Below are 25,220 nucleotides of genomic sequence, written 5' to 3' on the forward strand. Positions count from 1 at the left end.
CTTTCGTCAAGGGGGAAGAGGAGCGGGCCGCCGATTCAGCGGCCCGCGCCCGGATCATTTGTCGGTGGAGAAGTACTTGTCGTAGAGCTTGTCGTAGGAGCCGTCTTCGCGCATGGCCTTGAGCTCCTTGTTGAACTCCTCGATCAGCTTGTCGTTGCCCTTCTTCGCTGCGAATCCGTACTGCTCACCCGTGTCGTACTCCTCCACGATGGCGAACTTGCCGTCCTTGGTGTGGGGGATGTTGACGGGGAGGTCCTGGAGGACGGCGTCGACCTGGCCGGCCTGGATGGCCTGCCACAGTTCGGCGTCACCGGGGAAGCTCTTCAGCTCGGCGCCGTCGAGGTTCTCCTTGGCGTAGATCTCGCCGGTGGAGCCGGTCTGAATGCCGACGGTCTTGCCCTTGAGGTCATCCTTGGTCTTGATGTCGGAGCCCTCGGCGACGAGCAGGGACTGCTTGGAGTCGTAGTAGCCGTCGGTGAACAGGAGGTTCTTCTTGCGGTCCTCGGTGATGGTCATGGCGGAGGCGCCGAGGTCGCATTCACCGGAGTTGAGGGCGAGACCGGACTGCAGGGAGTCGAACGCGGTGTCCTTGTAGACGTACTTGAGGCCCATCTTCTTGGCGACCTGTTCGGTGATCTCCACATCGAAGCCGGTGTAGCCGCTGGGGGCGCTCTTGTCCTCCATTTCGAAGGGCTCGTACGGGGCTTCGCCGCAGACGGTCAGGGTGCCGTCCTGGACGAGGTCGATGCCGTCGGGGTTGTCACCGCCGCCTCCGCTGCCGCCACAGGCGGTGAGCAGGAGAGCCGAAGCGGCGGTCAGGGATGCAAGGGTGCGAATCTTCATGCCCCGAAGAGTACAGCGGAAGTGGCCTCCGCCACAGTCCGACCCGTCGACTTCTGGGTGACCCAAGCCCTACTGATCACATTTGCGTCCGACTTCTCGGACTCGAGGGCCGACAGGTGCCGTCAGCGGCGGATGCCGGCGAGGAAGTCGCCGATGCGGTCCAGCGCGTTCGTGATCGTGTCCGCATCCGGCAGCGTCACCAGACGGAAGTGGTCAGGGCGCGGATAGTTGAAGCCCGTTCCCTGGGTGACGAGGATCTTCTTCTCCCGCAGCAGCGCGTACGCGAGCTGCTCGTCATCCTCCACGGGGTACTGCTCGAGGTCCAGACGCGGGAACATGTACAGCGCCCCGGCCGGCTTGTTCACGCTCACTCCGGGGATCTCCATCAGGCCCTCGTAGGCGACATCGCGCTGCTCGCGGAGGCGACCGCCGGGCAGCACCAGGTCGTCGATGGTCTGGTACCCGCCGAGCGCGGTCGCGATCACATGCTGCGCGGGGACGTTCGCGCACAGTCGCATGTTGGAGAGGATCGTGAGGCCCTCGATGAAGTCGGCGGCGTGGTCCTTCGGGCCGTACAGCATCATCCAGCCGGCGCGGAAGCCGGCCACCCGGTACGCCTTGGACAGGCCGTTGAAGGTGATGGTGAGCAGGTCCGGGGCGATGGACGCCATGGTGTGGTGCTCGGCGTCGTCGTAGAGGATCTTGTCGTAGATCTCATCGGACAGGATCAGCAGGTCGTGCTCGCGGGCGACCTCCGCGATCTGCTCGAGGCGCTCCTTCGGGTACACCGCGCCGGTGGGGTTGTTCGGGTTGATCACCACGATCGCCTTCGTGCGGTCGGTGACCTTGGCGGCGATGTCCTCCACGTTCGGGAACCAGGAGTCGTCCTCGTCGAGCTCGTAGTGGACGGCCTTCCCGCCGGCGAGGGTGACCGAGGCGGTCCACAGGGGGTAGTCCGGCATCGGCACGAGGACCTCGTCGCCGTTGTCCACGAGCGCCTGCGCGAGCAGCTGGATCAGTTCGCTGACGCCGTTGCCGAGGTACACGTCCTCGATGGAGACGTCCGACAGGCCCTGCTTCTGGTAGTACTGAGCGACCGCACGGCGGGCCGACGGGATCCCCTTCGACTCGCTGTACCCCTGCGCGGTGGGCAGCTGCTTGATGAAGTCGACCAGGATCTCATCCGGCGCTTCGAACCCGAACGGGGCGGGATTGCCGATGTTGAGCTTGAGGATGCGGTGGCCCTCCGCCTCCATCCGCGCCGCCTCTTCGAGCACGGGACCGCGCACATCGTAGGAGACGTTCCGGAGCTTCGAGGACTGCTTGAGCATCATCGCCCCAGTGTAAGCGTCGGGGGCCGACGGATTCCTCGGCGCCCGTCGGCCCCTACCCCGCGGTACCCGCCGCGCCCTCGCCGCCCCCCGGCCGGCCGATCCGCCGACGGTCACGACTTGGTCAAAGGCCCCACGGGCCCGCACCCATCTCTATAGCCTGGGCCCATGACTGAGAACCCCACCGCCGCGAACCCGTTCGCCGAGCCGTCCACGCTCCCCTACAACCTCCCCGACTTCTCCGCCATCCGCGACGAGCACTACCTGCCCGCCGTCCAGGAGGGCGTGGCGGAGGCCCGCGCGGCGTTCGCCCGCATCGCCGACGCCACCGACGAGCCCACCTTCGAGAACACGGTGGAGGTGCTGATCTCGCCATCGGCGATGCTGGAGCGCGCCGCCATCACCTACTTCAACATCGCCGGTTCCGACGGCACCGAGGAGCGCCTCGCCGTGGAGGGAGACATCGTCTCCGCCCTCACCGAACTCGACAACGACATGGTCCTCAACCCGGCGGTCTTCCGCCGCCTCGATGACCTGCACTCCCGCCGCGACCAGCTCGACCTCACCGCCGAACAGCTGCGGATCCTGGAGAAGCTGCACCTGCGCTTCACCCTGAGCGGCGCCGCCCTCAGCGACGAGGACCGCGCCGAACTCGCCGACCTCAACATGCGGATCGCGGACGCCCAGACCCGCTTCAGCCAGCAGGTCACCGAGGACATGAACGACGGCGGCGTGCTCATCCACGCCGAGGAGGAGCTCGCCGGCCTCTCCCAGCAGCAGAAGGACGCCGCCCGTGCCGACGCCCAGGCGGCCGGGCACGATGAGGGCTGGATGCTCACCCTGCAGTTCCCCACCATGCAGCCGCTGCTCGCGGACCTGGAGAACCGTGAGGTCCGCGAAATGCTGCACGTCGCGTCCGTGGAGCGCGGCGATTCGAACTGGCAGCTCGCCGCTGAGATCGCGGCGATGCGCGCGAAGAAGGCCGCGATGCTCGGCTTCGAGGACTTCGCCTCCCTCGCCGTCGCGGACCGCACCGCCCGCACCCCCGAGGCCGTGGAGGGCCTGTTCGAGAAGACGGTCGCGCCGGCGATGAGGAACGCCGACCGCGAAGCGGCGAAGATCGCCGACCGCGCGAAGCAGGACGGCATCGACGAGCTCAAGCCGTGGGACTGGTCGTACTACTCCGATCTCATCTCCACCGAGGAGTTCGCGGTGGACCCGGAGGAGCTGCGCCCCTACTTCACCCTCGACCGGGTCCTGGAGGACGGCGTGTTCTACGCCGCGCACATGGTGTACGGCATATCCTTCCGCGAGCGCGAGGACCTCGTCGGCTACCACCCGGAGGTGCGGATCTGGGAGGTCTTCTCAGCCGATGGGGAGGGCATCGGCCTGTTCCTCGGCGACTTCTTCACCCGCCCCACCAAGCGCGGCGGCGCCTGGATGAACCCCCTGGTCAACCAGTCGAAGAAGAGCGGCACGAGCCCCGTCATCGTCAACAACCTCAACATCGTTCCCCCGGCTGAGGGCGCCCCCGCGTACGTCACGCAGGACAACGTCCGCACGCTCTTCCACGAGTTCGGGCACGCCCTGCACGGCCTCCTCTCGGACGTGGACTACGCGGAGGTGTCCGGCACGTCGGTGGAGCGGGACATCGTGGAGTACCCGTCGCAGGTCAACGAGATGTGGATCTACCACCCGGCGATCCTGCCGAACTACGCCCGCCACATCGACACGGGACAGGTGGTGCCGCAGGAGCTGATCGACAAGATGCAGGCCGCGGAACAGTGGGGCGAGGGCTTCGGCACCGTGGAGTACCTGCGCGCCGCCGTGCTCGACTGGCGCTGGCACCGCTTGCCGGCGTCGCGGGATGCGCAGCCGGTCGAGGACCCGGTCGCGTTCGAGAACGACGCGCTGACCGATGCGGGGCTGATGCATCCGCTGGTGGAGTCGCGCTACCGCACCAGCTACCTCAACCATTCGTTCTCCGGCGGCTACGAGTCGGGGTACTACTCGTACCTGTGGGCAGAGGTCTTCGATGCGGACACGGTCGCCTGGTACGGCGAGAACGGCGCCGGGGCCGACGGGGCCCGCGGTGACGACGACGCTGACACGCAGCTGGAGGCGATCCGTCGCTGCGGTGACGCGTTCGGTCGCCACATCCTTGCGATCGGCGGCAGCGCTCCGATCCCGGAGGCGTTCCGTGCGATGACGGGTCGTGAGGCGCGGATCGAGCCGCTGCTGAAGCGCCGCGGCCTCGCCTGAGCCGCCCAAGCACCGATCCGTCTGCACGTTCGGGATTTTTCCGCCGATCTTTCCCGAAACTGCAGACGGATCGGGCCCCGGCGTGGGAGCCGCGCCTAGCGCCGACCACTTGTCCCCAATCACCCCGCGCCGGTTCACCTGCGCGGGAGGGGAGGTAACGCTGGGGCGCATGGTTCGAGACGATTCTCCGCAGCGCCTTCGGCATGGCGTATTCCTCGTGGGTGAGGCGCTCGCCCTGGGGGTGAGCCGCGACCGCCTGCGGTGCAATGACTTTCAACGGGTGGGTCGCGGACTCTACGCATGGTCGCGCACGCAGATCAGTGAATATCTCCTGGATGCGGCGCTGTGTCGGCAGTATCCCGGGGGCCGTGGTGTCGCACGATTCGGCAGGGCGTCTGTGGGGCATGCCGATGGAGCACAGCCGGGACGCGTGGCGGCCGGGGATGCCGATCCATCTGATGGCGCCGCCGGGGCGACGCATGCGCAGCACCGAGCTGATCACGTGGCACTACGGAGGTCTGGATGATGATGATGTGGTGCACGTCGATGGGACCCGCGGATACGGCGGCTGGGTGCCGAACGACGAGAAGCACCGCTATATCCTTCGGGTGACGTCTCGGTCGCGCACCTGGTTCGATCTGACGCGCTCACTGCCACTGGACTGGGCGGTGGCGCAGGCAGATCATCTGCTGCGCATCCCGCGCGAGCAGTTCGAGCGGCGGACCCGGCCCTATGCCACTCGGGAGTCCCTCGAGCATCTGCTGCGGCGGTGCCGGGGCCGCGCGGGGGCGAAACGCGGCCGGAAGATCCTGTCCTTCGCTCGGGTCGGTGCAGACTCACCAGCGGAGACGCGCTGCCGGCTCGCCTTCCGGTTCGGCAGGCTGCCGGAACCGGAGCTGAACGCTCGGCACCTTGCCGACGATGGGTCAGTGGTGGCGCAGACCGATTTCACGTTCCGTAAGTTCGGCGTCGTCGTGGAGTACGACGGTGCGGTGCACTTCGAGGGGGATGCGGCTCAGCGGGGGCAGCGTCGGACGATCCGCCTGCGCGGGCTCGGGCTGATCGATCTCCACCTGTTCCGCGATGATCTGCCGCGGCCGATCCCCGGGGAGAGCGATGAGAGCGTGATGCGTCGGCTCGCCACGTGCCCGGCGGTGACGGTCGTGGCGGAGGAGCTGCGGCGGCAGGGATGGCGGCGCTGAGTGGCCCGTTCTCCGCGGTACCGAGCACCCTCTCTTCGCAGCGATGCTTCGCGCTCCGCCGCGGCACGTTCGATCCGTCTGCGCATGCGGGATTTCCCAGTCGAATATCCCCGAAAGGGACGAAGGATCGTCCACCACGCGGCGAGCGGTCGCGGCCTAGCGCGACGACTGCGCGCCGTGGGCTGAACCGAAGGCGCGCACCAGGGTTCGAGCTGTCCGCTCCCCCGCGGTGAGGGCTACCTCGTATTCGCGGCGGAGCATCAGCGCCAGCGACCCGAGGTACACCACGACCAGCTGTTCGCTGAGTTGCCGCGCGGCTTCGGTGTCGTGGCCGACGAGCGGCAGCGCGTGCTCGTACGTGCGGTCGTAGAGCATGGCGGTCTCCTCGTCGAGGACGGCCTGGAGTTCAGGCGTCGGATCGTCGATGGAGGCGGCGGTGCCGCTGAATGCGCACCATCGTTCGGTGAGCCGCACCCGCTGGTAGGTGCGGGTCGCGCTCCAGAGGCAGAGGAGGCGCTCTTCGTCGTCGGCGGCGTCGGCGATGGCGGCGGTCCATTCCTCGCGCCAGACGTCGAGCCGACGCTTCAGCGCCGCGACCAGCAGGCCCTCTTTGTTGCCGAAATGGGTGTAGAGGCTCGGCGGGGAGGCGCCGGCGTGCTTGAGGATGCGGTCCACGGGGGCCGACGGGACCCCGTCGACGAACAGGACCGCGTCGGCTGCGTCGAGGAGGCGTTCGCGGACGGGTTTGGCGGTGCGCGTGCGGCCCTCGGCGGGGTCTGGGGACTGCTGCGTCGATCGAGTGGCGGCCACAGGTCCTCCTTGGGGTGGGCGGCCGACGGTGTCGAGGCAACTGTACGCCGTCCAGGCCGCAGGTCGGTCCAAGGGTGGGGCGCCGCTGGGTCACAGACCTCACACCTATAACGCACATTATTGCCGGCAGGTATAGCGAGCGTTATCGTGCTGTCGATGACGCTTCCGCAGCGACCCGTGACCACCGACCGCTCCGACCCGCGCCGATTCGCCCAGCACCCCCTCTGACCACTGCCCCGTCGGCCCGCGCCTCCACCAGCCCACGCACGATCGTCCGCCGCCATCCCCATCGCCCCGCCATCGACGAAGGAGAACGCCTTGGCCCTCACCCCGACATCCCATGACCACCGCACCACCGCCGACGGCGCCCCCGCCAGCCTCTTCATCGCCGGCCAGTGGCTGCCCGCCGCCTCCGGCGCCACCCGGGACATCACCTGCCCCGCCGACGGCCGCCATGTGCTCACCGTGTCCGAAGCCGACCCGGCCGACACCGAGAAGGCGATCGCCGCCGCCCGCCGCACTTTCGACGACACCGACTGGCAGTTCGTCCCCTTCCAGGAGAAGGCGCAGATCCTGAACCGCCTCGCCGACCTCCTCGAACGCGACCGCCGCGAGGTGGCGCGCATGGAGGCGGAGGACACCGGCAAGCGCTACGTGGAGTCGCTGGGCGACATGGACGACATCGTCGGCGTGTTCCGCCATTTCGCGCAGATCGCCGGGCAGGAATCCGGCCGCACCATCGACACCGGTGACCCCACGATCTCCTCGCGCACCGTCACCGAAGCGGTCGGCGTGTGCGCCCTGATCACCCCGTGGAACTTCCCGCTGCTGCAGACCGCGTGGAAGATCGCGCCCGCAATCGCGGCCGGCAACACGTTCGTCCTCAAGCCCGCTGAGCTGACCCCGCAGTCGGCGATGTGGCTGATGGACGCGCTGAAGGAAGCGGGCCTGCCCGACGGGGTCGGCAACCTCATCACCGGCCGGGGCGCCCACGCGGGTGCGCCGCTGTCCACCCACGAGGACATCGACCTCGTCTCCTTCACCGGCGGTGTGGAGACGGGGCGCCTGCTGATGGCCAACGCGGCGACGACCGTGAAGAAGGTGGCGCTGGAACTGGGCGGGAAGAACCCGAACATCATCTTCGCCGACGCCGATCTCGATGCCGCCATCGACAACGCCCTCACCGCGATCTTCCTCGACTCCGGCCAGGTGTGCTCCGCCGGATCCCGCCTCATCGTCGAGGAGTCCGTGCACGATCAGGTGGTGGAGGAGCTGGTGCGCCGCACCAAGAACATCCAGCTGGGCGGCATCTATGACGAGAACGCCGAAACCGGTGCGCTCATCAGCGAGGAGCACCTGCAGAAGGTCGCCGCGTTCGTGGACAGCGCCGTGGCGGAGGGCGCGACCCTGCTCGTCGGCGGGCAGCGCGCCACCGGCACGCAGGGCTCGACCGACCTCGCGAAGGGCTGCTTCTACCTGCCCACCGCCCTGGATGACTGCACCACCGAGATGGCCGCCGTGCAGGAGGAGTCCTTCGGCCCCATCGTCACCATCGAGACGTTCACCGGCGACAGCGACGAGGAGAAGGAGAAGGCGGCGCTGCGCATCGCCAACGACACGATCTACGGGCTCGCCGGCGCTGTCTGGACGAAGAACGCCGGCCGCGCCGAGCGGGTCGCGAAGCGTCTGCGCCACGGCACGGTCTGGATCAACGACTTCCACCCGTACGTCCCGCAGGCCGAGTGGGGCGGCTTCAAGCAGTCCGGCTTCGGCCGCGAACTCGGCCGCGTGGGCCTGGAGGAGTACCAGGAGATCAAGCACATCTGGCACAACACCTCCCCCGCCCGCGCGAACTGGTTCGCCGACGGCGACACCCCGTCCGTCATGCCGAACACCAGCTGCTGACCTGTCAGGGCCGACGGACGCCCCGAACCCGTCGCCCCCCTGCCCTTCGCGCCGACCCGGCGCCCCCACGACTGAAGGAGACCCGCATGTCCAACCGCACCCACTACGACTACGTGATCGTCGGCGGCGGATCCGCCGGATCCGTCCTCGCCAACCGGCTCTCCGCCGACCCCGAGACCAGCGTGCTCGTCCTCGAAGCGGGCCGCCGCGACTTCGTGTTCGACCCGTTCGTGCACATGCCCGCCGCGCTCATGTACCCCTCGGGCAACCCCCTGTACGACTGGCGGTACCAGACCGACCCCGAACCCCATATGGGCGGCCGCCGCGTCTCCCACACCCGCGGCAAGGTCCTCGGAGGCTCCTCCTCCATCAACGGCATGATCTTCCAGCGCGGCAACCCCGGCGACTACGAGAAGTGGGCCGAGAACGAGGGCATGGAGCACTGGGACTTCGCCCACTGCCTGCCGTACTTCAAGCGCATGGAGACCACCCGCGCCGGCGCCGATGCGTGGCGCGGCGGCTCCGGCCCCCTCATCCTCGAACGCGGCCCCGCCGACAGCCCGCTCTTCCAGGCGTTCTTCGAAGCCACCCAGCAGGCCGGCTACGCGCCGACGGATGACGTCAACGGCTACCGCCAGGAGGGCTTCGCCAAGTTCGACCGCAACGTCAACAACGGCCGCCGCTGGTCCGCCTCCCGCGCCTACCTGTGGCCGATCCGGGGCCGCAGGAACCTCGACATCACCACGCTCGCGTTCGTCACCGACCTGATCTGGCAGGGCAACCGCGTCACCGGCGTCCAGTACACCCGCGGCCGCTCCAGTCACACGGTCACCGCCGGTGAGGTGATCCTGTGCGGCGGCGCGTTCAACACCCCGCAGCTGCTGGAGCTCGCCGGAGTCGGCGACCCGGAGGTGCTGAAGAAGGCCGGCGTCACGCCCCGCATCGACCTGCCCGGTGTGGGTGAGAACCTGCAGGACCACCTCGAGGTGTACCTGCAGCACGCCTCCACCCAGCCGGTGTCGATGATGCCGGCGCTGGAGAAGTGGCGCGCCCCGTTCATCGGCGCCGACTGGCTGTTCAACCGCCAGGGCCCCGCCGCCACCAACCACTTCGAGGCCGGCGGCTTCATCCGCACGAACGATGAGGTCAAGTACCCGAACCTGATGTTCCACTTCCTGCCGCTCGCGGTCCGCTACGACGGCTCCGGCGGCGGTCACGACCACGGCTACCAGGTGCACATCGGCCCCATGAACTCCGATGTGCGCGGCCGCCTCCACATCACCAGCAGCGACCCGCGCCAGCACCCGTCGATCCTGTTCAACTACCTCTCCACCGAGAACGACCGCCGCGAATGGGTCGAGGTGATCCGCGCGGCGCGGCACATCCTGTCGCAGCCCGCGTTCGATGCCTTCAGCGGCGGCGAGATCTCCCCGGGACCGGACGTGGAGACGGACGAGGAGATCATCGACTGGGTGGCGCGCGACGCCGAAACCGCACTGCACCCCTCGTGCTCCGCGAAGATGGGCGTGGACGACATGGCCGTGGTGGACCCGCACTCCATGAAGGTGCACGGCACCGAGGGTCTGCGCGTGGTGGATGCGTCCGTGTTCCCGTCGGTCACCAACGGCAACATCTATGCTCCCGTCATGATGGTTGCAGAGAAGGCCGCCGACGCGATCGCCGGCAATACGATGCTCACCCCCGAGAACCCTCCGGTGTACCGCGCGAACGCCGGGATGCCCCTCTACCCGGAGGGCGACCCCCGCAACGACGCCTGGAACGCGAAGGACGGTGTGCCGACCGCGCTCGAGGCGATGGCCGCACAGGACTTCGACGGACTCGCCCGCCGCGGCTTCGCCAACACCGGTGCCGGCGCTGAGGAGCGCTGAGCCATGGCCCGCACCTACACCTCTGACCTTCCGGTGGTGAACGAACCGCGCCCGAAATGGCTCGTGTTCGGAGTCGCCGCCGTGTTCACCGTGGTGGTGTCCGGGTGGGCGCTGCTCGCCCCCGCCAACGCCGAGGGCGTCCTCGGCGCCGCGGTCGAAGTGATCGGCGACTGGGTGGGCTGGGCGTACATCGCGCTGGCCACCGCGGTCCTCGCGTTCGTCATCTACCTGGCGATCCGCTTCGGCCGGGTCCGCCTCGGCCAGGACACCGACCGGCCGGAGTTCTCCACGTTCGCGTGGGCGTCCATGCTGTTCGCCGCCGGCATCGGCACCGACGTCATGTTCTTCGCCGTCGCCGAGCCCGCCACCCAGTTCCTGAGCCCGCCCAGCGGCGAGCCGGGGACCGTGCAGGCGGCGCGCGAAGCGGTCGTGTGGCCGCTGTTCCACTACGGCGTCACCGGCTGGGGCATGTACGCGCTGATGGGCATCGCGCTCGGCTACTTCGCGCACCGCCGCGGCCTCCCGCTCGCGGTCCGCTCCGCCCTCTACCCTTTGGTGGGCCGACGGATCCACGGCGCAGTCGGCCACGCCGCCGACATCGCGACGGTGCTGGGCACCATCTTCGGCGTCGCCACCTCGCTCGGCATCGGCGTGGTGATGCTGAACGTGGGCCTCGGGGTCCTGTTCGGGTTCGAACAGGGGGTGCCGGTGCAGGTGGGCCTGGTGGTCCTCGCGGTCGCGATGGCGACGATCTCGGCGACGACCGGTGTGGACAAGGGCATCCGCATCCTGTCGCAGCTGAACGTGGCGCTGGCGCTCGTCCTCGCCGGCTGGGTGCTGGTCACCGGCCACACCACGTACCTGCTGCGCGCCGCGGTGATGAACGTGGGCGACTTCGTGTCCATGTTCCCCGGCCTCACCCTCAACACGATGGCGTACGACTACGACGCCCTCTGGATGAACTCCTGGACCCTGTTCTTCTGGGCCTGGTGGGTGGCGTGGGCGAGCTTCGTCGGCATGTTCCTCGCACGCATCTCCCGCGGCCGCACCATCCGCCAGTTCGTGATCGGCACCCTGCTGATCCCGTTCTCCTACATCCTCATGTGGGTGACGGTGTTCGGCAACGCCACCATCAAGCGCATCACCGACGGCGACACCGCGTTCGGTCAGGCCGCCGCCGATTCACCCGAGTCCGGGTTCTTCGAACTGCTCAGCCAGGTGCCGCTGGCACCGGCCGTGATCGCAGTGGCGACGTTCGTGGGTCTGCTGTTCTACGTCACCAGTGCCGACTCCGGCGCCCTGGTGATGGCGAACCTGTGCTCCGAGCTTCCCCACGCGGAGGCGGACGCGAAGCCGTGGCTGCGGATCTTCTGGGCCGCGGCCACCGGCGTCATCACGATCGCGATGCTGATCGTCGGCGGCATCACCGCGCTGCAGTACGCGACCGTGGTGATGGGTGTGCCGTTCGCGATCGTCATGGTGCTGGTGATGCTGGGCCTGCACCGGGCGCTCAGCGAGGAGGAGCGCACCAGCCTCGCCTACCAGCGCTCCGTGCGCGGAGCGGTGGTCGGGCGCATCGCTGCGCAGGACCGCAACAGCACGGGCGGGTCCTGGAAGCGCCGCCTGGCGCGGCAGTTCGGGTCCGTCTCCCAGCGCCAAGCCGAAGCCGAGCTCTCCGCCCGGGTCATCCCCGCCATGGAGGAGGTCCGCGGCGAGCTCCAGGGCCACGGCGTGGACGTCGCGATCAACCATGAGGAGATCCGCCTGGAGTCCGTGGTCAAGGCCGTCACCCTGCTGGTGCCGGCGGCGGAGGAGGGCTATGAGCACTTCGAATACCGGGTGCAGATCCGTGAGATGCGCGCACCGACCTACGGCCGCGGCATGATCGAAGCGGATGACACCACCTACGAGGTGGAGACACTGGTGCCCGGTGGCGGTGTCTACAACGTCATGGGGTGGAGCGAGGAGGACATCGCGCACGACATCCTCAATCACTTCACCTGGTGGTCCGGCACGTTCATCAAGCCGGAGGCCGACGTCCAGGCCTGACCCTGCGGCCGCGAGGCGCGCACCGTCAGCGCATGCGCGCTTCGGCGGTGCGCGCCGCGGGGGCTTCGCTGCCGCGGAAGCGTTCGCGGATCCGTCGGGCGGTGCGGAACAGCAGGAACGCACCCGCGATCGCCCCGATGATCACGATGACCGCGACCGCGCCGGCGAGGATCGGCAGCAGGACCGCGAGGAGGGCGAGAACCACAGCGGCGATGTCCTCACCGGTGCTGACCAGTACGTTCGACACCGGCTCCGGGGAGGCGTTGACGACGGCGCGGGTGCCGGCCTTCGCGGCGTGGACGCTCAGCGCGGAGAACGCGCCGACGGCCGCGAGGACAACGGCGTTGGCGGTGTCGGTCTCCCCGCCCAGCAGGAAGCCGATCGCGCCGCCGGCGATGGGGCGCACCACGGTGTGGATGGCGTCCCACACGGAGTCGAGGAACGCGACCTTGTCGGCGAGGAAGTCCACCACGAGCAGGATCCCGGTGATGACGAGGACATCAGTGCGGCCCATGACGTCCGGGACCACGCCGACCTGGAAGAACCGGTCGGCGATGCCGAGCATGAACAGCATCAGGTAGGGGCGGATACCGCTGACGGCACCGGAGCTGAGGGTCATCATCAGCGCTTCCATGGCGCCTCGCTTTCGTCGTGGAGCGATTCGCGTTCAGTGTAGCCACGCGGTGGGAGGGGCGCGGGGCCGGGCCGACGGGGTCCGCCCTCCCCGGAGGACCGACGGGCTCCGCCGTTCGACGCCAGCCGACGGGGCCCGCCGGCCCTAGTGAGCCCGGGCCCCGGGGCGTAGTGTGGCGGCATGGCACAGTTCCGCAGACCCGCATCGCTCACCCCCGCCCAGCAGGAACAGATCGAGGGCGGCACGGATCCCGCTCTGAAGGACCAGATCGCGCACGATTCGGCGGCTGCTCTGCTGCGCGAAACCCGCGGCACCGTGGACCCGTCGGCCGTGGAGCGGATCCTCCGCCTCGCCGAGAGCGAAGGCCTGGACGACATGGCGGCGCTGTGGTCGGGCGCGCCGGCGGTGTCACTGCCGGGTGCGCTGTGGCGGCTGTACGTGCTGCACACGTGGGTGCAGCAGCAGACGGCGGAGGTGCGGCGGCGCTACCAGATCGGGACGCAGTCCGCTCCGGGGCTGCGCTACCGCTCCGGCATCGCGAACCCGCCGGACCTGGACGATATGCGCCGCACTCTGGACGAGATCCTGCGCGGCGCGTTCACCGGCGACCTGTCGATGGCGCTGCTGCGGGCCTCCGCGGTCGCGATGCTCTCGGCCTACGGAACAGCGCACCTCGCGGACGCACCGGGCTCCGGGGCCGACGACCCCTCAGCCGACGGCGCGGGCCGCATCACGATGCAGGCGGACCGTCTGCACCGTCTGGGCGAGGACCTGGAGGCGGCCGGCCGGGCAGCGGCCGGCGGCTCCCTCTTCTGAGCAGAGACCACGTTTTCCGTTGACGTCACGGCCGGTCATCTGACCATCACCTGAACGTTACCGACATGTAACTCCACTGCCCGCCCAAGAAATCCTCTGACCTGGCACAACGCCGTTGCGCAGAATTGGGACCGGGCTGGGCCCACGCGATGGGCCTGTTGTACAGTGGAATCGCGTCGGGTCGCGGCAGCCCCGGGCTCCAACCTCTGCCGCTTCGAGCGGCCTTCGCGCCGACAGGCGCTCCCGGCCCGACGCGTCAACGTCATCCTCCCCGACCGCCGATCACTCCGCCGAGCCCCGCCATCGCGCGTGCACCACGAAGCAGTGGCCGGCGGCGCCGCATCGCCCCGACTGCAGACTGGACATTCCATGCGTCTGTTCGCGCCGAAGCACCAGAAATCGATCTACGACCTCTTCGGCGATCTCTCCCAGATCCTCGTGGTCAGCAGCGAGGCCCTGTCGCGGGCGTTCGGTGAGGCCCCCTCGGAGCGGCCCGCCCTGATCCGACCGATCGAGAAGGGCGCCGCGGACGCCGCGAAGGTGACCCGCCGCATCGCGAACATCCTCGCGGTCTCCCTCATCACTCCGTTCGAAGCGGAGGTCCTGCACGAGCTGTCGCACCGGATGTCGAACGTGGCGGCGCAGATCCATCGCACCGCAGACCTGACCGTGCGCCTCGGCATGGGGTCGCTGCCGCCGCGCCTGCTCGATGCGGCGACGGTGCTGGAGCGCGCCGCCGGGCACACCGTGGAGGCCACCTGGGAGATGTCCGATGTGGCGGCGCTGTCCACGTTCTACGACGAGATGCGCCGCATGGACACCCACGTGCAGGAGCTGCTGCGCCGTGCCCTGACTGATCTGCTGCGCCCCTCGCCGCCGGAGAACGAACAGGCGGGGGCCCGTGCCGCGCAGGGCGCCCCGAACGTGGGCAGCGTGTCGACATCCACCATGGAAACACCGGACCTGTTGGGGGTTCTGCGCACGCGGGAGATCATTGCGGCGATGGAGGAGATCGCTCACGCCCACCAGGCAGTGGCCCAGACCGTCGACCTGCTGAGGGTGAAGGATTCGTGACCCTCGGCATGCTCGGGGTCGTCATTGCGAGTGCGCTCGCGATGGCGTGGATGAACGGCTTCCACGACGCCCCGAACGCCATGTCCACCACGATCGTCACGAAGAACCTTCCGGAGCACACCGCTCTGCGGATCGCCGCGGTCCTCAACGGCCTCGGCGCGGTTCTCGGGGTCGCATTCCTCATCACCGTGGACACCACGCTGGTGTCGATAGCCGGCCTGCCCGCGTTCATGGAGAACGCGGGCCCGCACTTCGGGCTGGTACTGGCTTCGGCAGTGCTGGTGTCGATCCTGTGGAACGTGATCACGTGGCTGGCGGGGATCCCGTCGTCGTCCTGGCATGCGATCTTCGGCGGCCTGCTCGGCGCCATGGTCGCCACCGGCCATCGCAGCGTTGATGCACTGGCGGTGGCGCTCTTCGTGGCGCCTCTGCTGCTCGCACCGGTGATGGGCATGGCCCTGTCCTTCGCGCTGACGCACGTCCTCGCGTCCTTCACCAGCCGGGAGATCGGCCGCACCCGCCATCTGCGACTGCTGCAGACCCTGTCAGCGTCGACCGTGGCGCTGGGCCACGGCATCAACAACGGCCGCCTGCCGATGGGGATCATCCTGGTGGCGCTGGCGGCGCACGGCGGCACCCCGATCGATCATGTGGTGGCAGACGGGGAGATGCGCGTCCCGCTGCTGGTGATGGTGGCGGTGCCGTTGTTCCTCGCCCTGGGAACGCTGGCCGGAGCCAAGCGCATCATCCGCACACTGGGGCGGCGCCTGACTGACCTGTCGACCCCGCAGGGGCTGGCAGCGGAGACGTCCACGGCGCTCGTACTGTACGTGGTGGCGTTCGGTATGCAGGTGCCGGTGTCGAGTTCGCAGACCATCACGTCGTCGATCGCGGGAAGTGCGATGGCGGTGTCGAGGCGCCAGGTGAACTGGGGCCTGTTCATGCGGATTGCGGCGTTCTGGGTGCTGACCCCCGGGTTCTGCTTCCTGGCGGCGCTGCTGGGGGCCGGCCTGGTGGCACCGTTGGTCTGAACCAGCGGACCGCTCACCCTACTTTCGGAGGACGGCCGGCGCCGTCGGCATCACCTAGACTCGCGGTGTTCGCGCGGCCGGTGAGCGGCCTGCGCATCCCGTTCCGCTGTCTGAGGAGAAGCCCATGTCCAGCAACCAGTTCGGCCCCCAGGACGACGAGTCCCGCCGTCCTTCCTTCGGCCTGCCCGGCCCGTCCCAGCCGTCGGCGAACGGTGGTGAGCCGGACTTCTCCGGGTCGGCATCGCACCCGTCGGCCTCCGGTGAGGGGTTCGACGGTTTCTCCGGCTCGATGGATCACCAGTTCGGCCAGTCGTCCGCGTCCCAGTTCGGGTCCTCGGCGCCGGCGAGCGGCGCCGGGTCGTCGGCCCACGGCTTCGGCCAGTCGTCCGCCTCGCAGTTCGGACAGAACTCCACCTCGCCGTTCGGCCAGTACGCTCCGGCGCACCCCGACCACCGCATGGGCCCGACCGGCCTGCCGACGGGCGGCCCGGGCGGCCCGCGCAAGAAGCAGAAGCCGGTGGGCATCATCCTGACGATCATCGGCGGTGTGCTGACGCTGGCGAGCATCGCCATGTTCATCGTGTCGCTCGTGATGTTCGGCAACTCGATCGGCTCCATAGCGGACCAGTTCGCCGGTGACACGGTGAACGGCTCGGCCGTGTCCGGCGGCGAGAGCTCCTACACGGTCACAACCGACGGCATGGCTGTGGTGATGCCGGCGGTGGCCACCAAGGACCTCTCCACCGCATCCTGCACCGCTGTTGACCAGGACGGGAACGATATCGCCCCGCAGACCGATTCGAACACGGAGACGATCGGCGAGGTCGGCGGCGTGGAGTACTCCACCGCGAAGCAGGCGTTCTTCTCCGTGGACGGGTCCTCCATGACGGTCACCTGCTCCGGCGTCACGGAGCCGATCATGGTGATCGGCCCGGTGGGCATCGGCTCGTTCATGGGGGCCGGTGGCCTCCTGCTCGGTGCGATCGGTGTGGGCCTGCTGGGTGTGGGCCTGCTGATCGCCGGCATCATCGTGATGATCGTGCGCGCCGCCGGCCGCTCGAAGGCCGCTGCCTGATCACAGCATCCGTCGGCCCGATCGGGTTCCCTGCTCGGGGACCGGGCCGGGCCGTCTCATACCGTGCACCCTGCTCACCGTCGGGCGTCGGCGGTGGGTACCGTAGGGAGCACTGACGTTCTAGGGAGAGTGGAATGCATCCTCGCGCCGGCAGGGTCGCCGAAGCAGGCGACCTCATCGATGTCGAAGCCCTCATCGACGCCTACTTCGACCAGCACCCCGACCCGGAGAACCCCGATCAGCGGGTCGCCTTCGGAACCTCCGGGCATCGCGGAAGTTCGTTCGATACGGCCTTCAACGAGGACCACATCGCCGCGACCACACAGGCGATCGTGGAGTACCGCGCCCAGCAGGGCATCCGCGGCCCGGTGTACGTGGGTCGAGATACGCACGCCCTCAGCCAGCCGGCGTTCGATACGGCTCTGGAGGTGCTGGGCGGCAACGGTGTGACCGCGCTGATCGATGCGCTCGGCACCTACACCCCCACCCCTGCGGTGTCGCACGCGATTCTCACCCACAACCGCGGCAAGGGTGCGAGCGATCCTTCGAGGGCCGACGGGATCGTCATCACCCCGAGCCACAACCCTCCGCGGGACGGCGGCTTCAAGTACAACCCTCCGCACGGCGGCCCCGCGGACACGGATGCCACCAGCTGGATCCAGGACCGCGCCAATGAGCTCATCGCGGGCGGTCTGAAGGACGTGAAGCGGATGCAGCGTGCGCAGGCGCTGCACACAGCGCAGAAGCACGACTACCTGTTCCACTATGTGCAGGACCTGCCGAACGTGGTGGACATCGAGGCGATCCGCCGTGCTGGGGTGCGGATCGGCGCGGATCCGCTGGGCGGCGCCGCGGTGGACTACTGGGCGCAGATCGCGGAGATGCACGATCTGGATCTGACGGTGGTGAACCCGCAGGTGGATCCGCAGTGGGGCTTCATGACCCTGGATGCGGACGGCATCATCCGGATGGACTGCTCCAGCCCGCAGGCGATGGCGTCGCTGCTGGAGAAGAAGGACCAGTTCGACATCGCCACCGGCAACGACGCCGATTCGGATCGGCACGGCATCGTCACCCCGGACGGCGGGCTGATGAACCCGAACCACTACCTGGCGGTGTCGATCGACTATCTGTTCTCGAACCGACCGGACTGGCCGGCGGAGGCGGCGATCGGGAAGACCCTGGTGTCCAGCTCGCTGATCGACCGGGTGGGCGGCCGCCTGGGCCGTCAGGTGCGGGAGACTCCGGTGGGCTTCAAATGGTTCGTGCCCGGGCTGCTGGAAGCGTCCGTCGGCTTCGGCGGTGAGGAGAGCGCGGGCGCGTCGTTCCTGCGGCGCGACGGCTCCGTGTGGACCACCGACAAGGACGGGATCATCATGGCGCTGCTGGCGTCGGAGATCACCGCGGTGACGGGCAGGAACCCGCATCAGCACTACCTGGGGCTCGTTCAGGAGTTCGGTGAGACGGCCTACGGTCGCCTGTCGGCGCCGGCGGACCGCGAAGCGAAGGCGAAGCTGAAGAAGCTGTCGCCGGATGACGTGACCGCGACCGAGGTGGCGGGTGAGCCGGTGGAGACGGTGCTGACTGAGGCTCCGGCGGGCGGCCCGATCGGCGGCGTGAAGGTGCTGACCGAGTCGGCGTGGTTCGCTGCGCGCCCGTCGGGCACGGAGGACATCTACAAGATCTACGCCGAGTCGTTCCGCGGCGAGGAGCACCTGCAGCAGGTGCAGGCCGCGGCGCAGGACGTGGTGGATCGGGCGCTGAAGGGCTGACCGGAGGGGCCGACGGGTGCCGCCGGTGGCGGTGTCCTGAGGCACGGTCGAGACCATCACCCCGTGACATGTCCGAGCCCAGCCCCTAGGCTGGAGCGGTAGAGCAGTCGTCCACGATCGGTGCGTTCCGCGCGCGAAGGGGGTTCGTATGAACCACGATGCTGCGCGTCACCGCACCCGAAAAGCGGCCCTGCACGTGTCTGTGTCCGCTGCGGCGCTGGGCGCCCTGGTCGTGCCCACCACAGCCTCTGCAGAGGCTCCTGGGCCTGCAGAGCACCGGCCCGCTGCCGCAGTGGAGGCATCGTTGAACCGCTCGACTGCGCTGGACGGTCCCACTGTGAGCGGGAAGATCAGCGATTCTGGGGACTCTGACCGCGGGCGGAACAACGAGAAGCGTCCAGGAACGAGCGCACCGGAGACGCCACAGCCTACGGAAACCCCGACGCCGTCCACTTCCGACTCAACGGCCGGCGAGGAACCGACCTCGATCCCGTGGATCGACCTGGTGCCCGCGGAGCCCATCGAGTCGCCGTCGCCGACTCCGACTCCTCCGGATGAGCAGACCAGCCCGGACAGCGACCCGGTGGAGAGCCCGACGCCCACTCCGAGCCCGTCGGATCCCACGACCACGCCGACGCCCACGCCGAGCCCGTCCGACCCGACCGACAAGCCGACTGAGACGCCGACGAAGCCCGCCCCGTCGGACCCCACCGAAAAGCCGAGCGAAAAGCCGACCGACAAGCCCACCGAGTCCCCGACGGACAAGCCGACTGAGAAGCCGACGAAGCCCGCCCCGGAGAAGACGCCCACGGCGGAGCCGCAGCCGGAGACGCCGACTCGGAATCCGAAGCAGAAGCCGGAGGAGGCGCGGCCGGAGCGTCAGCCCCGCGATCAGGGGGACGCGGTGAAGCCGAGCCCGGAGCGCACTCTGTCTGCGCAGGAGCGGGAGCAGCAGGCCCGTCAGCGCGCCGCTGAAGAGCAGGCACCGGCGGCCCGCAGCGGAGAGTTCCAGCGCAATCAGGACGACTCCCAGGCGGGCGCCGCCGCGGGTGACGGCGGTCCGGGCCAGCCCCCAGCCGCGCCGCAGGAGCCCGCAGAGGCTGAGGCGCCGCGCCCCGATACGACCGCCGATATCGCACCGTCGGAGGTGGTGGCGGTGCCGAGCACCGATGAGGGCAATGCCTTCGACCGGTTGATCAACTCCTGGGCCACCCAGAAGAACGGGTTCGGTCAGGTGCGCGTGATCATGCTGTCCACCGTGGGTCTGGGCTTCCTCGTCTCCGGCACCACGGCCTATATGACGCTGCGGGCACGCCGCAAGTAGCACAGGCTCCGCACCCGGGGCGGTGCGGGATGCTCAGTCGAGGCGGCTGCGGATCGCGTCCAGCAGCGACGGCACAGCGCGCTCCAGGCGCGCCACCATCTCATCGAACGCCGGATCATCCTCGTACCACGGGTCCGGCACGTCCAGGTCACTGCCGGTGGCGCCCTCCGGCATCGCCGGATCGAACGCTCCCCACATCCGAACCTCGGTGCCTGCGCACAGCTCCGGCGCCGCCTCCACCTGCCGCTGCAGGGTTTCGCGATGGTTCAGGGTCATCGCCAGCACCAGATCCCACTGGGCGAGCTCATTGACGTGCACCGTTCGCGCCGCGTGCAGGTCCGCGCGGTGACCGGCCCGCTGAAGAGCCGCGGCGGTCCGATCATCCATCGGCATGCCCTCGGCCTCCCAGGTGGTGCCGGCGGACCCGACCTCGACACTGTCGGACAGCCCTGCCTCATCGACCGCGGCTGCGAGCACGGCGGCAGCGGCCGGCGACCGGCACACGTTCGCCGTGCACACGGTGAGGACCCGGAACCTGTTCATCCGGTCATTGTTCCAGACGCCCCGCCGCCGCGCGACGCCCCAAGTCCCGGCGGTGTTGCCTCGGCGTCCCTCCCCGGTCGACCCGGCGCCGTCCGGTGTTCACGGAGTCGATGCCCAAAAGAGACCCTGCCGGCCCTGGAACTCCTGGTGCTCGCGGACTTCTCCCGTACACTGGCTGGGATACGAGAGACCAGCACGAACACCAGGAAGGCCGCCCATGCCGGAGATCATTCACGCCCAGGACACCGACTGGCCGCGGGTCCGCGAGATCCGACTGCGCGCTCTCAGCGCCGACCCCTACGCCTTCGGCCAGTCCTGGGAGACCGAATCCGCCTACCCCGACTCGGTGTGGCAGGAGCGCGTCGCCGAATCGGCATGGTTCCTCGCCCTCGAAGAGGGTGACCCGATCGGCGTTGTCACCACCCGCCACGAAGCGGACTCCCCCGAGGAGGAGCGCGAACTGCAGGCTATGTGGGTGCAGGCCGACTTCCGCAAGTCCGGTGTCGCCCGTGAGCTCGCCGACTCCGTGTTCGAGTGGGCTGCGAACGACGGCGCCTCGGTGGTGACGCTGTACGTGTCGCCGTCGAACCCGGCGGTGAAGATGTACGAGGCACTCGGCTTCACCGACACCGGTGACCGCTGGACCGTCTCGGAGGACGACCCGAAGTCCGCGTGGATCAAGATGGCCCGCCCCCTCTGATCCGTCTGCCTGAGAGAACGCCGCCCCGACCATCACGATGACGCCCACCCCTGTTCCCGCTGACGGCGCCGGTGAGGTCCGCCCCTTCTGGGCCGCCCGCCTGGAGGACGCGAAGAACCGCGTGGTCGGTCGTGTGCTCGATCGCGCCGGGTTCGAACCGCGCCTGCAGCCGTACGACGGCTACGGGTCCCTCACACAGGTGCGGATCCTCGGGAAGGTCCTGTACGGCCGCGCCGGCACCGGCGCCGACCACCACGACCAACCGGTGCAGGACATGCGCGGTCTCGCGGTGCGCGGCTTCCGCAACTTCCTCGGCCAGCCGATGGCGCACCACGCGGTCGAGATCGATCTGCCGACGGTGTCCGGCGTGGAGACGGTCACCGTCGTGGCGGACCGCTCCGGCATCATCGACGCCACCCTCCCCGCCGAACTGGAGCCGGGCATCCACGAGATCCGGATGCGGTCGGCGCACCCGTCGGCTGCCCCGAAGGGCTCCCACCAGACGCAGCGTCCCGCCCTGCGGGACAACACCGTCACCACCACCATCACGGTGATCGACGACTCCCAGCAGCGCCTCGGCGTGGTCTCCGACATCGACGACACCGTCATGGTGACGCTGCTGCCGCGCCCTCTGCTCGCCGCCTGGAACGCGTTCGTGGTGCAGCAGACCGCGCGCCGCGTGGTGCCCGGCATGCCGGTGCTGTACCAGCTGCTGCGCCGCACCTATTCGATCTCGCAGGGCGATGACCGCGGCCCCGGTGCCGGGTCCGTGCCCGGCATCGGCGCGACCACGCCCGGCACCCGCCTGCCGTTCGTGTATCTGTCCACCGGGGCGTGGAACGTGGCACCGGTGCTGGCGCGCTTCCTGTTCAAGAACGGCTACCCGGTGGGCCCGCTGCTGCTGACCGACTGGGGCCCCACCAACACCGGGTTCTTCCGCTCCGGTTCGCAGCACAAGCGCCGCTCCCTGGCGTCCCTCGCCGAGATGTTCCCGACCATGCAGTGGATCCTCATCGGTGACGACGGCCAGCACGACCCCGAGACGTATTCCCACTTCGTGGCGACCCACCCGGACCACGTGAAGGCCGTGCTGATCCGCGAACTGTCCACCGACCAGCACCAGCTCGCCGAGGGCGGGCGGCACCCGCTGCGCGCCGTCGGTGCCGCGGGCCGTTCACTGCTGTCGCTCATCCCGAAGCTGCCGCACCCCTCGGCGATGCGCACCCAGATCCGCGACGACGCCCAGGACGGCGCCGATCATGCCGATGATCAGCAGCGCGCAGAGGACCACCACACCCTGCACGGCACCAGTGAGGTGGCGGCCGAGGCCCGCGCCGCAGAGGACGCCGGTGATGGCCGCTCCCCCGACGCCCAGCCCACCGACGAGGCCCGCGGCGTCCTCGCTGAGCGCCGGATCCCGTGGATCAGCTCCGCGACCGGGTTCGGTCTGGTGACGCGCCTGCGCGACCGGGGTCTGCTGCCGGACGGCAGGACGGAGAAGTGATGGCGGGGACCGCCGGCGCGGGCGAGCAGCCCCGCGGCCGCATCGTGCCCGCCGAGGTGAGCGACGCCGACGCCATCGCCTCGATGGTGGTGCGCGCCTATCGGCTGCAGCTCGAGGGCTCCTGGACCACCGAGCAGGGCCTCGTGGAGGGCGACCGCACCAACGCCGAGGAGGTCCGTGCCCTCATCGCCGATCCCACCATGCGCCTGCTCCTGGCGCGCGGCTACCGCTGGCGGGCCGGCGAGGAGGCCCGCGCCGACGGGGCCGCGGCCGAATCCGCGACGACCGGCGCGAGGGCGGATTCGATCGACGGCTGCATCATGCTGGAGATGCACCCCGGCCACGACATGCCGGAGCTCGGCCTGTTCGCGGTGGACCCGTCGGCCCAGGGGCACGGCATCGGCCGCGCCCTCGTCGCCGCCCTGGAGGACGAGGCCCGCCGACGCGGCTTCCCCGGCGTGGTGCTGAACATCCTCGACCACCGGCCCGAACTGCAGGCCTGGTACGAGCGGCTCGGCTTCACCGCCACCGGGAAGCGCACGGCGTTCCCGCCCGCCCTCGGCGCGAACCGCCCCCTCGTGGACGGCCTGCACTTCAACGAGATGGCGAAGCGGTTCACAGAACCGACTGGATGAAGTCCTTCAGCCGCTCTGAGCGCGGAGCGTCGATCAGCTGACGCGCCGGCCCCTGCTCCACGATCTGACCGTCGTCCATGAACACGAGCGAATCGGCGACCTCGCGGGCGAACCCGATCTCGTGCGTCACCACGATCATCGTCAGGCCCTGCTGCGCGAGGTCCTTCAGCACCTGCAGCACCTCCGCCACCAGCTCCGGATCCAGCGCCGAGGTGGGCTCATCGAACAGCATCACCTCCGGCTCCATCGCCAGCGCACGCGCAATCGCCACCCGCTGCTGCTGACCACCGGACAGCTCGCTCGGGTAATGATCGGCCCGCTCAGCCAGGCCCACACGAGCCAAGAGGTCGCGGGCCTGCGCCTGCGCCTGGGCCTTCGGCATGCCCTTCACGTGCACCGGCGCCTCCATCACGTTCTGCAGGGCAGTGCGGTGCGGGAACAGGTCGAAGCGCTGGAACACCATGCCGATGCGGGAGCGCTGCGCGTCGATCTCCTTCGGCTTCAGACGCCGCAGGCGCCCGTCGGCCAGCGGCTGCTCACGGTAGCCCTGCAGCACGCCGTCCACGTAGACGGCGCCGGCCGTGGGGATCTCCAACTGGTTGACGCACCGCAGAAGGGTGGACTTGCCGGAGCCGGACGGGCCGATCAGGACGGTCACCTCGCCCTCGCGGACCGTCAGGTCGCAGCCCTTGAGGACATGCAGGGAGCCGAACTCCTTGTGGACGCCGCGCAGCTCCACCAGGGGGCGCTGCTGCGGCTCGGACGCAGCGGGGGTGTTGGGATTCTCAGTCATCACAGCTCCACCTGGGGCAGGGGGTCCTTCGGGGTCGTTTTCGCGCGGTTGATGTTCTTCTGCCGCGAGCGGGAGGGGGCACGGTCATCGAAGCCGCGGCCGAAGTACCGCTCCAGGTAGAACTGGCCCACCATCAGCACACTGGTGACCGCGAGGTACCAGAGGGCCGCCACGATCAGCAGCGGGATCGGCTTGAACAGCATGGTGGAGATCGAGTTCGAGGCGAACGTCAGGTCCAGGGTGAACGGCACCGCCAGCACCAGTGAGGTGGTCTTCAGCATGCCGATCGTCTCGTTGCCGAGCGGCGGGATGATCACCCGCATCGCCTGCGGCACGATGATGCGCCGCAGGATCAGCGAGTTCGACATCCCCAGCGCCTTCGACGCCTCGGTCTGCCCCCGGTTCACCGACCCCAGGCCCGCGCGGACGATCTCCGCGAGGTACGCGCCTTCGTTCAGGCCGAGGCCGAGGACGGCGGCGAGGAACCCGGTGAAGTAGTCGCGGGTGGAGAACGAGAACAGCTCCGGCCCGAACGGCACACCCACCGCGATCTTCGGCACGATCACCGTGAACAGGCCCCAGAACACCAGCTGCGTGTACACGGGGGTGCCGCGGAACACAAAGATGTACACCCAGCTCACCAGGCGCAGCACCGGGTTATCGGAGCGGCGCATGACCGCGGCGATCAGCGCCACCACGGTGCCCAGCAGCATCGAGGTGAACGTCAGCAGCAGCGTCCAGCCCACGCCCTGGATGATCTTCACATCCAGGATGTACTGCACCACGATGCCCCATTCGAACACGGGGTTGGTGATGAGGAAGTTGATCAGTCCGGCGGCGATCAGTGCGACGATCACCGCCGCGATCCAGGTGCCGGGGCGGGCTGCTTCGCGGGCGCGGATACGGCCGGGGATCGCGTCGGCGGTCCCGGCGCGATCAGCGGGCGCCTGCTCGGGGGTGGTCATGCGGTGGTCACTTCCAGTCGGTGGCGGGTCGGGAGGCTGCGGGCCGGTGGTGCGGCCCCGGGC

General features: G+C 69.2%; 21 protein-coding genes. 14 read left to right on the forward strand and 7 right to left on the reverse strand.

The genetic code is table 11. The features are described from left to right. Positions 1–54: 54 nt before the first annotated feature. On the reverse strand, positions 55–843 hold the full coding sequence (locus tag R3I40_RS08685; protein ID WP_285262217.1) for a basic amino acid ABC transporter substrate-binding protein: 789 nt from the start codon (positions 841–843) through the stop codon (positions 55–57). Positions 844–965: 122 nt separating this feature from the next. Beyond that, complete coding sequence (locus tag R3I40_RS08690; RefSeq protein ID WP_285262216.1) at positions 966–2,177, reverse strand: pyridoxal phosphate-dependent aminotransferase; 1,212 nt, start codon at positions 2,175–2,177, stop codon at positions 966–968. A gap of 165 nt (positions 2,178–2,342) precedes the next feature. Between R3I40_RS08690 and R3I40_RS08695 the strand changes: the two genes are divergently transcribed. Both R3I40_RS08695 and R3I40_RS08700 read left to right on the forward strand, forming a co-directional pair. Next, positions 2,343–4,436 carry a M3 family metallopeptidase gene (locus tag R3I40_RS08695; RefSeq protein ID WP_285262215.1) on the forward strand — a complete coding sequence of 698 codons (2,094 nt, stop codon included), beginning with the start codon at positions 2,343–2,345 and terminating at the stop codon, positions 4,434–4,436. A gap of 368 nt (positions 4,437–4,804) precedes the next feature. Beyond that, positions 4,805–5,638: a putative endonuclease domain-containing protein gene (locus R3I40_RS08700; RefSeq protein WP_285262214.1), complete on the forward strand. Its 834-nt coding sequence runs from the start codon at positions 4,805–4,807 to the stop codon at positions 5,636–5,638. A gap of 156 nt (positions 5,639–5,794) precedes the next feature. Here R3I40_RS08700 and R3I40_RS08705 read toward each other — a convergent pair whose 3' ends face one another. Continuing rightward, entirely contained in the window at positions 5,795–6,448 is a 654-nt protein-coding gene (locus R3I40_RS08705) for a TetR/AcrR family transcriptional regulator (protein WP_259923309.1), read from the reverse strand. A gap of 318 nt (positions 6,449–6,766) precedes the next feature. Here R3I40_RS08705 and R3I40_RS08710 point away from each other — a divergent pair, with 318 nt between their 5' ends. The 3 genes from R3I40_RS08710 to betT all read left to right on the forward strand — a co-directional run bounded on the left by R3I40_RS08710 (position 6,767) and on the right by betT (position 12,291). Beyond that, positions 6,767–8,353, forward strand: coding sequence for an aldehyde dehydrogenase family protein (locus R3I40_RS08710; protein WP_285262213.1), 1,587 nt, complete (start codon positions 6,767–6,769; stop codon positions 8,351–8,353). Positions 8,354–8,439: 86 nt separating this feature from the next. Then, a complete protein-coding gene (gene betA, locus R3I40_RS08715) occupies positions 8,440–10,242 on the forward strand; it encodes a choline dehydrogenase (protein ID WP_183376465.1) in 1,803 nt (600 codons plus the stop codon). Positions 10,243–10,245: 3 nt separating this feature from the next. Then, positions 10,246–12,291: a choline BCCT transporter BetT gene (gene betT / locus R3I40_RS08720; protein WP_285262212.1), complete on the forward strand. Its 2,046-nt coding sequence runs from the start codon at positions 10,246–10,248 to the stop codon at positions 12,289–12,291. A 25-nt stretch (positions 12,292–12,316) separates the two neighbouring features. Here betT and R3I40_RS08725 read toward each other — a convergent pair whose 3' ends face one another. Further along, the gene (locus R3I40_RS08725; protein WP_285262211.1) at positions 12,317–12,913 is read right to left on the reverse strand and encodes a DUF4126 domain-containing protein; all 597 of its coding nucleotides are present in this window, start codon (positions 12,911–12,913) and stop codon (positions 12,317–12,319) included. A gap of 192 nt (positions 12,914–13,105) precedes the next feature. Here R3I40_RS08725 and R3I40_RS08730 point away from each other — a divergent pair, with 192 nt between their 5' ends. The 6 genes from R3I40_RS08730 (at position 13,106) to R3I40_RS08755 (ending at position 20,017) form a co-directional block, all read left to right on the forward strand. Beyond that, positions 13,106–13,741: a hypothetical protein gene (locus tag R3I40_RS08730; RefSeq protein WP_183376454.1), complete on the forward strand. Its 636-nt coding sequence runs from the start codon at positions 13,106–13,108 to the stop codon at positions 13,739–13,741. A 369-nt stretch (positions 13,742–14,110) separates the two neighbouring features. Then, complete coding sequence (locus R3I40_RS08735) at positions 14,111–14,815, forward strand: DUF47 domain-containing protein (RefSeq protein WP_183376452.1); 705 nt, start codon at positions 14,111–14,113, stop codon at positions 14,813–14,815. After that, positions 14,812–15,846: an inorganic phosphate transporter gene (locus tag R3I40_RS08740; protein WP_183376450.1), complete on the forward strand. Its 1,035-nt coding sequence runs from the start codon at positions 14,812–14,814 to the stop codon at positions 15,844–15,846. The genes R3I40_RS08735 and R3I40_RS08740 overlap by 4 nt, the downstream gene beginning before the upstream one ends. A 124-nt stretch (positions 15,847–15,970) precedes the next feature. After that, the gene (locus R3I40_RS08745) at positions 15,971–16,921 is read left to right on the forward strand and encodes a hypothetical protein (protein ID WP_285262210.1); all 951 of its coding nucleotides are present in this window, start codon (positions 15,971–15,973) and stop codon (positions 16,919–16,921) included. A gap of 134 nt (positions 16,922–17,055) precedes the next feature. Beyond that, positions 17,056–18,693 carry a phosphoglucomutase (alpha-D-glucose-1,6-bisphosphate-dependent) gene (gene pgm, locus R3I40_RS08750; protein WP_239374885.1) on the forward strand — a complete coding sequence of 546 codons (1,638 nt, stop codon included), beginning with the start codon at positions 17,056–17,058 and terminating at the stop codon, positions 18,691–18,693. Between the two features lie 505 nt (positions 18,694–19,198). Beyond that, entirely contained in the window at positions 19,199–20,017 is an 819-nt protein-coding gene (locus tag R3I40_RS08755; protein ID WP_285262209.1) for a hypothetical protein, read from the forward strand. A 33-nt stretch (positions 20,018–20,050) separates the two neighbouring features. Here the strand turns inward: R3I40_RS08755 and R3I40_RS08760 are convergent, their stop codons facing one another. After that, positions 20,051–20,560, reverse strand: coding sequence for an arsenate reductase/protein-tyrosine-phosphatase family protein (locus R3I40_RS08760; protein ID WP_183376442.1), 510 nt, complete (start codon positions 20,558–20,560; stop codon positions 20,051–20,053). A gap of 217 nt (positions 20,561–20,777) precedes the next feature. Between R3I40_RS08760 and R3I40_RS08765 the strand changes: the two genes are divergently transcribed. Genes R3I40_RS08765 through R3I40_RS08775 form a run of 3 tightly spaced genes read left to right on the forward strand, consistent with a single transcriptional unit; the run spans position 20,778 to position 23,399 of the window. Beyond that, a complete protein-coding gene (locus R3I40_RS08765) occupies positions 20,778–21,260 on the forward strand; it encodes a GNAT family N-acetyltransferase (RefSeq protein ID WP_183376440.1) in 483 nt (160 codons plus the stop codon). Between the two features lie 37 nt (positions 21,261–21,297). Beyond that, entirely contained in the window at positions 21,298–22,764 is a 1,467-nt protein-coding gene (locus R3I40_RS08770) for an App1 family protein phosphatidate phosphatase (protein ID WP_285262208.1), read from the forward strand. Next, positions 22,764–23,399 (forward strand): GNAT family N-acetyltransferase, encoded by a 636-nt coding sequence (locus R3I40_RS08775; RefSeq protein ID WP_183376438.1) that lies wholly within the window; start codon positions 22,764–22,766, stop codon positions 23,397–23,399. The genes R3I40_RS08770 and R3I40_RS08775 overlap by 1 nt, the downstream gene beginning before the upstream one ends. Here R3I40_RS08775 and R3I40_RS08780 read toward each other — a convergent pair. Further along, positions 23,380–24,192: an amino acid ABC transporter ATP-binding protein gene (locus tag R3I40_RS08780; protein ID WP_285262207.1), complete on the reverse strand. Its 813-nt coding sequence runs from the start codon at positions 24,190–24,192 to the stop codon at positions 23,380–23,382. The genes R3I40_RS08775 and R3I40_RS08780 overlap by 20 nt on opposite strands. After that, positions 24,192–25,157, reverse strand: coding sequence for an amino acid ABC transporter permease (locus R3I40_RS08785; protein ID WP_239374873.1), 966 nt, complete (start codon positions 25,155–25,157; stop codon positions 24,192–24,194). The genes R3I40_RS08780 and R3I40_RS08785 overlap by 1 nt, the downstream gene beginning before the upstream one ends. Positions 25,158–25,220: the final 63 nt, after the last annotated feature.

The organism is Helcobacillus massiliensis (assembly GCF_033106145.1).
GTDB lineage: Bacteria > Actinomycetota > Actinomycetes > Actinomycetales > Dermabacteraceae > Helcobacillus > Helcobacillus massiliensis.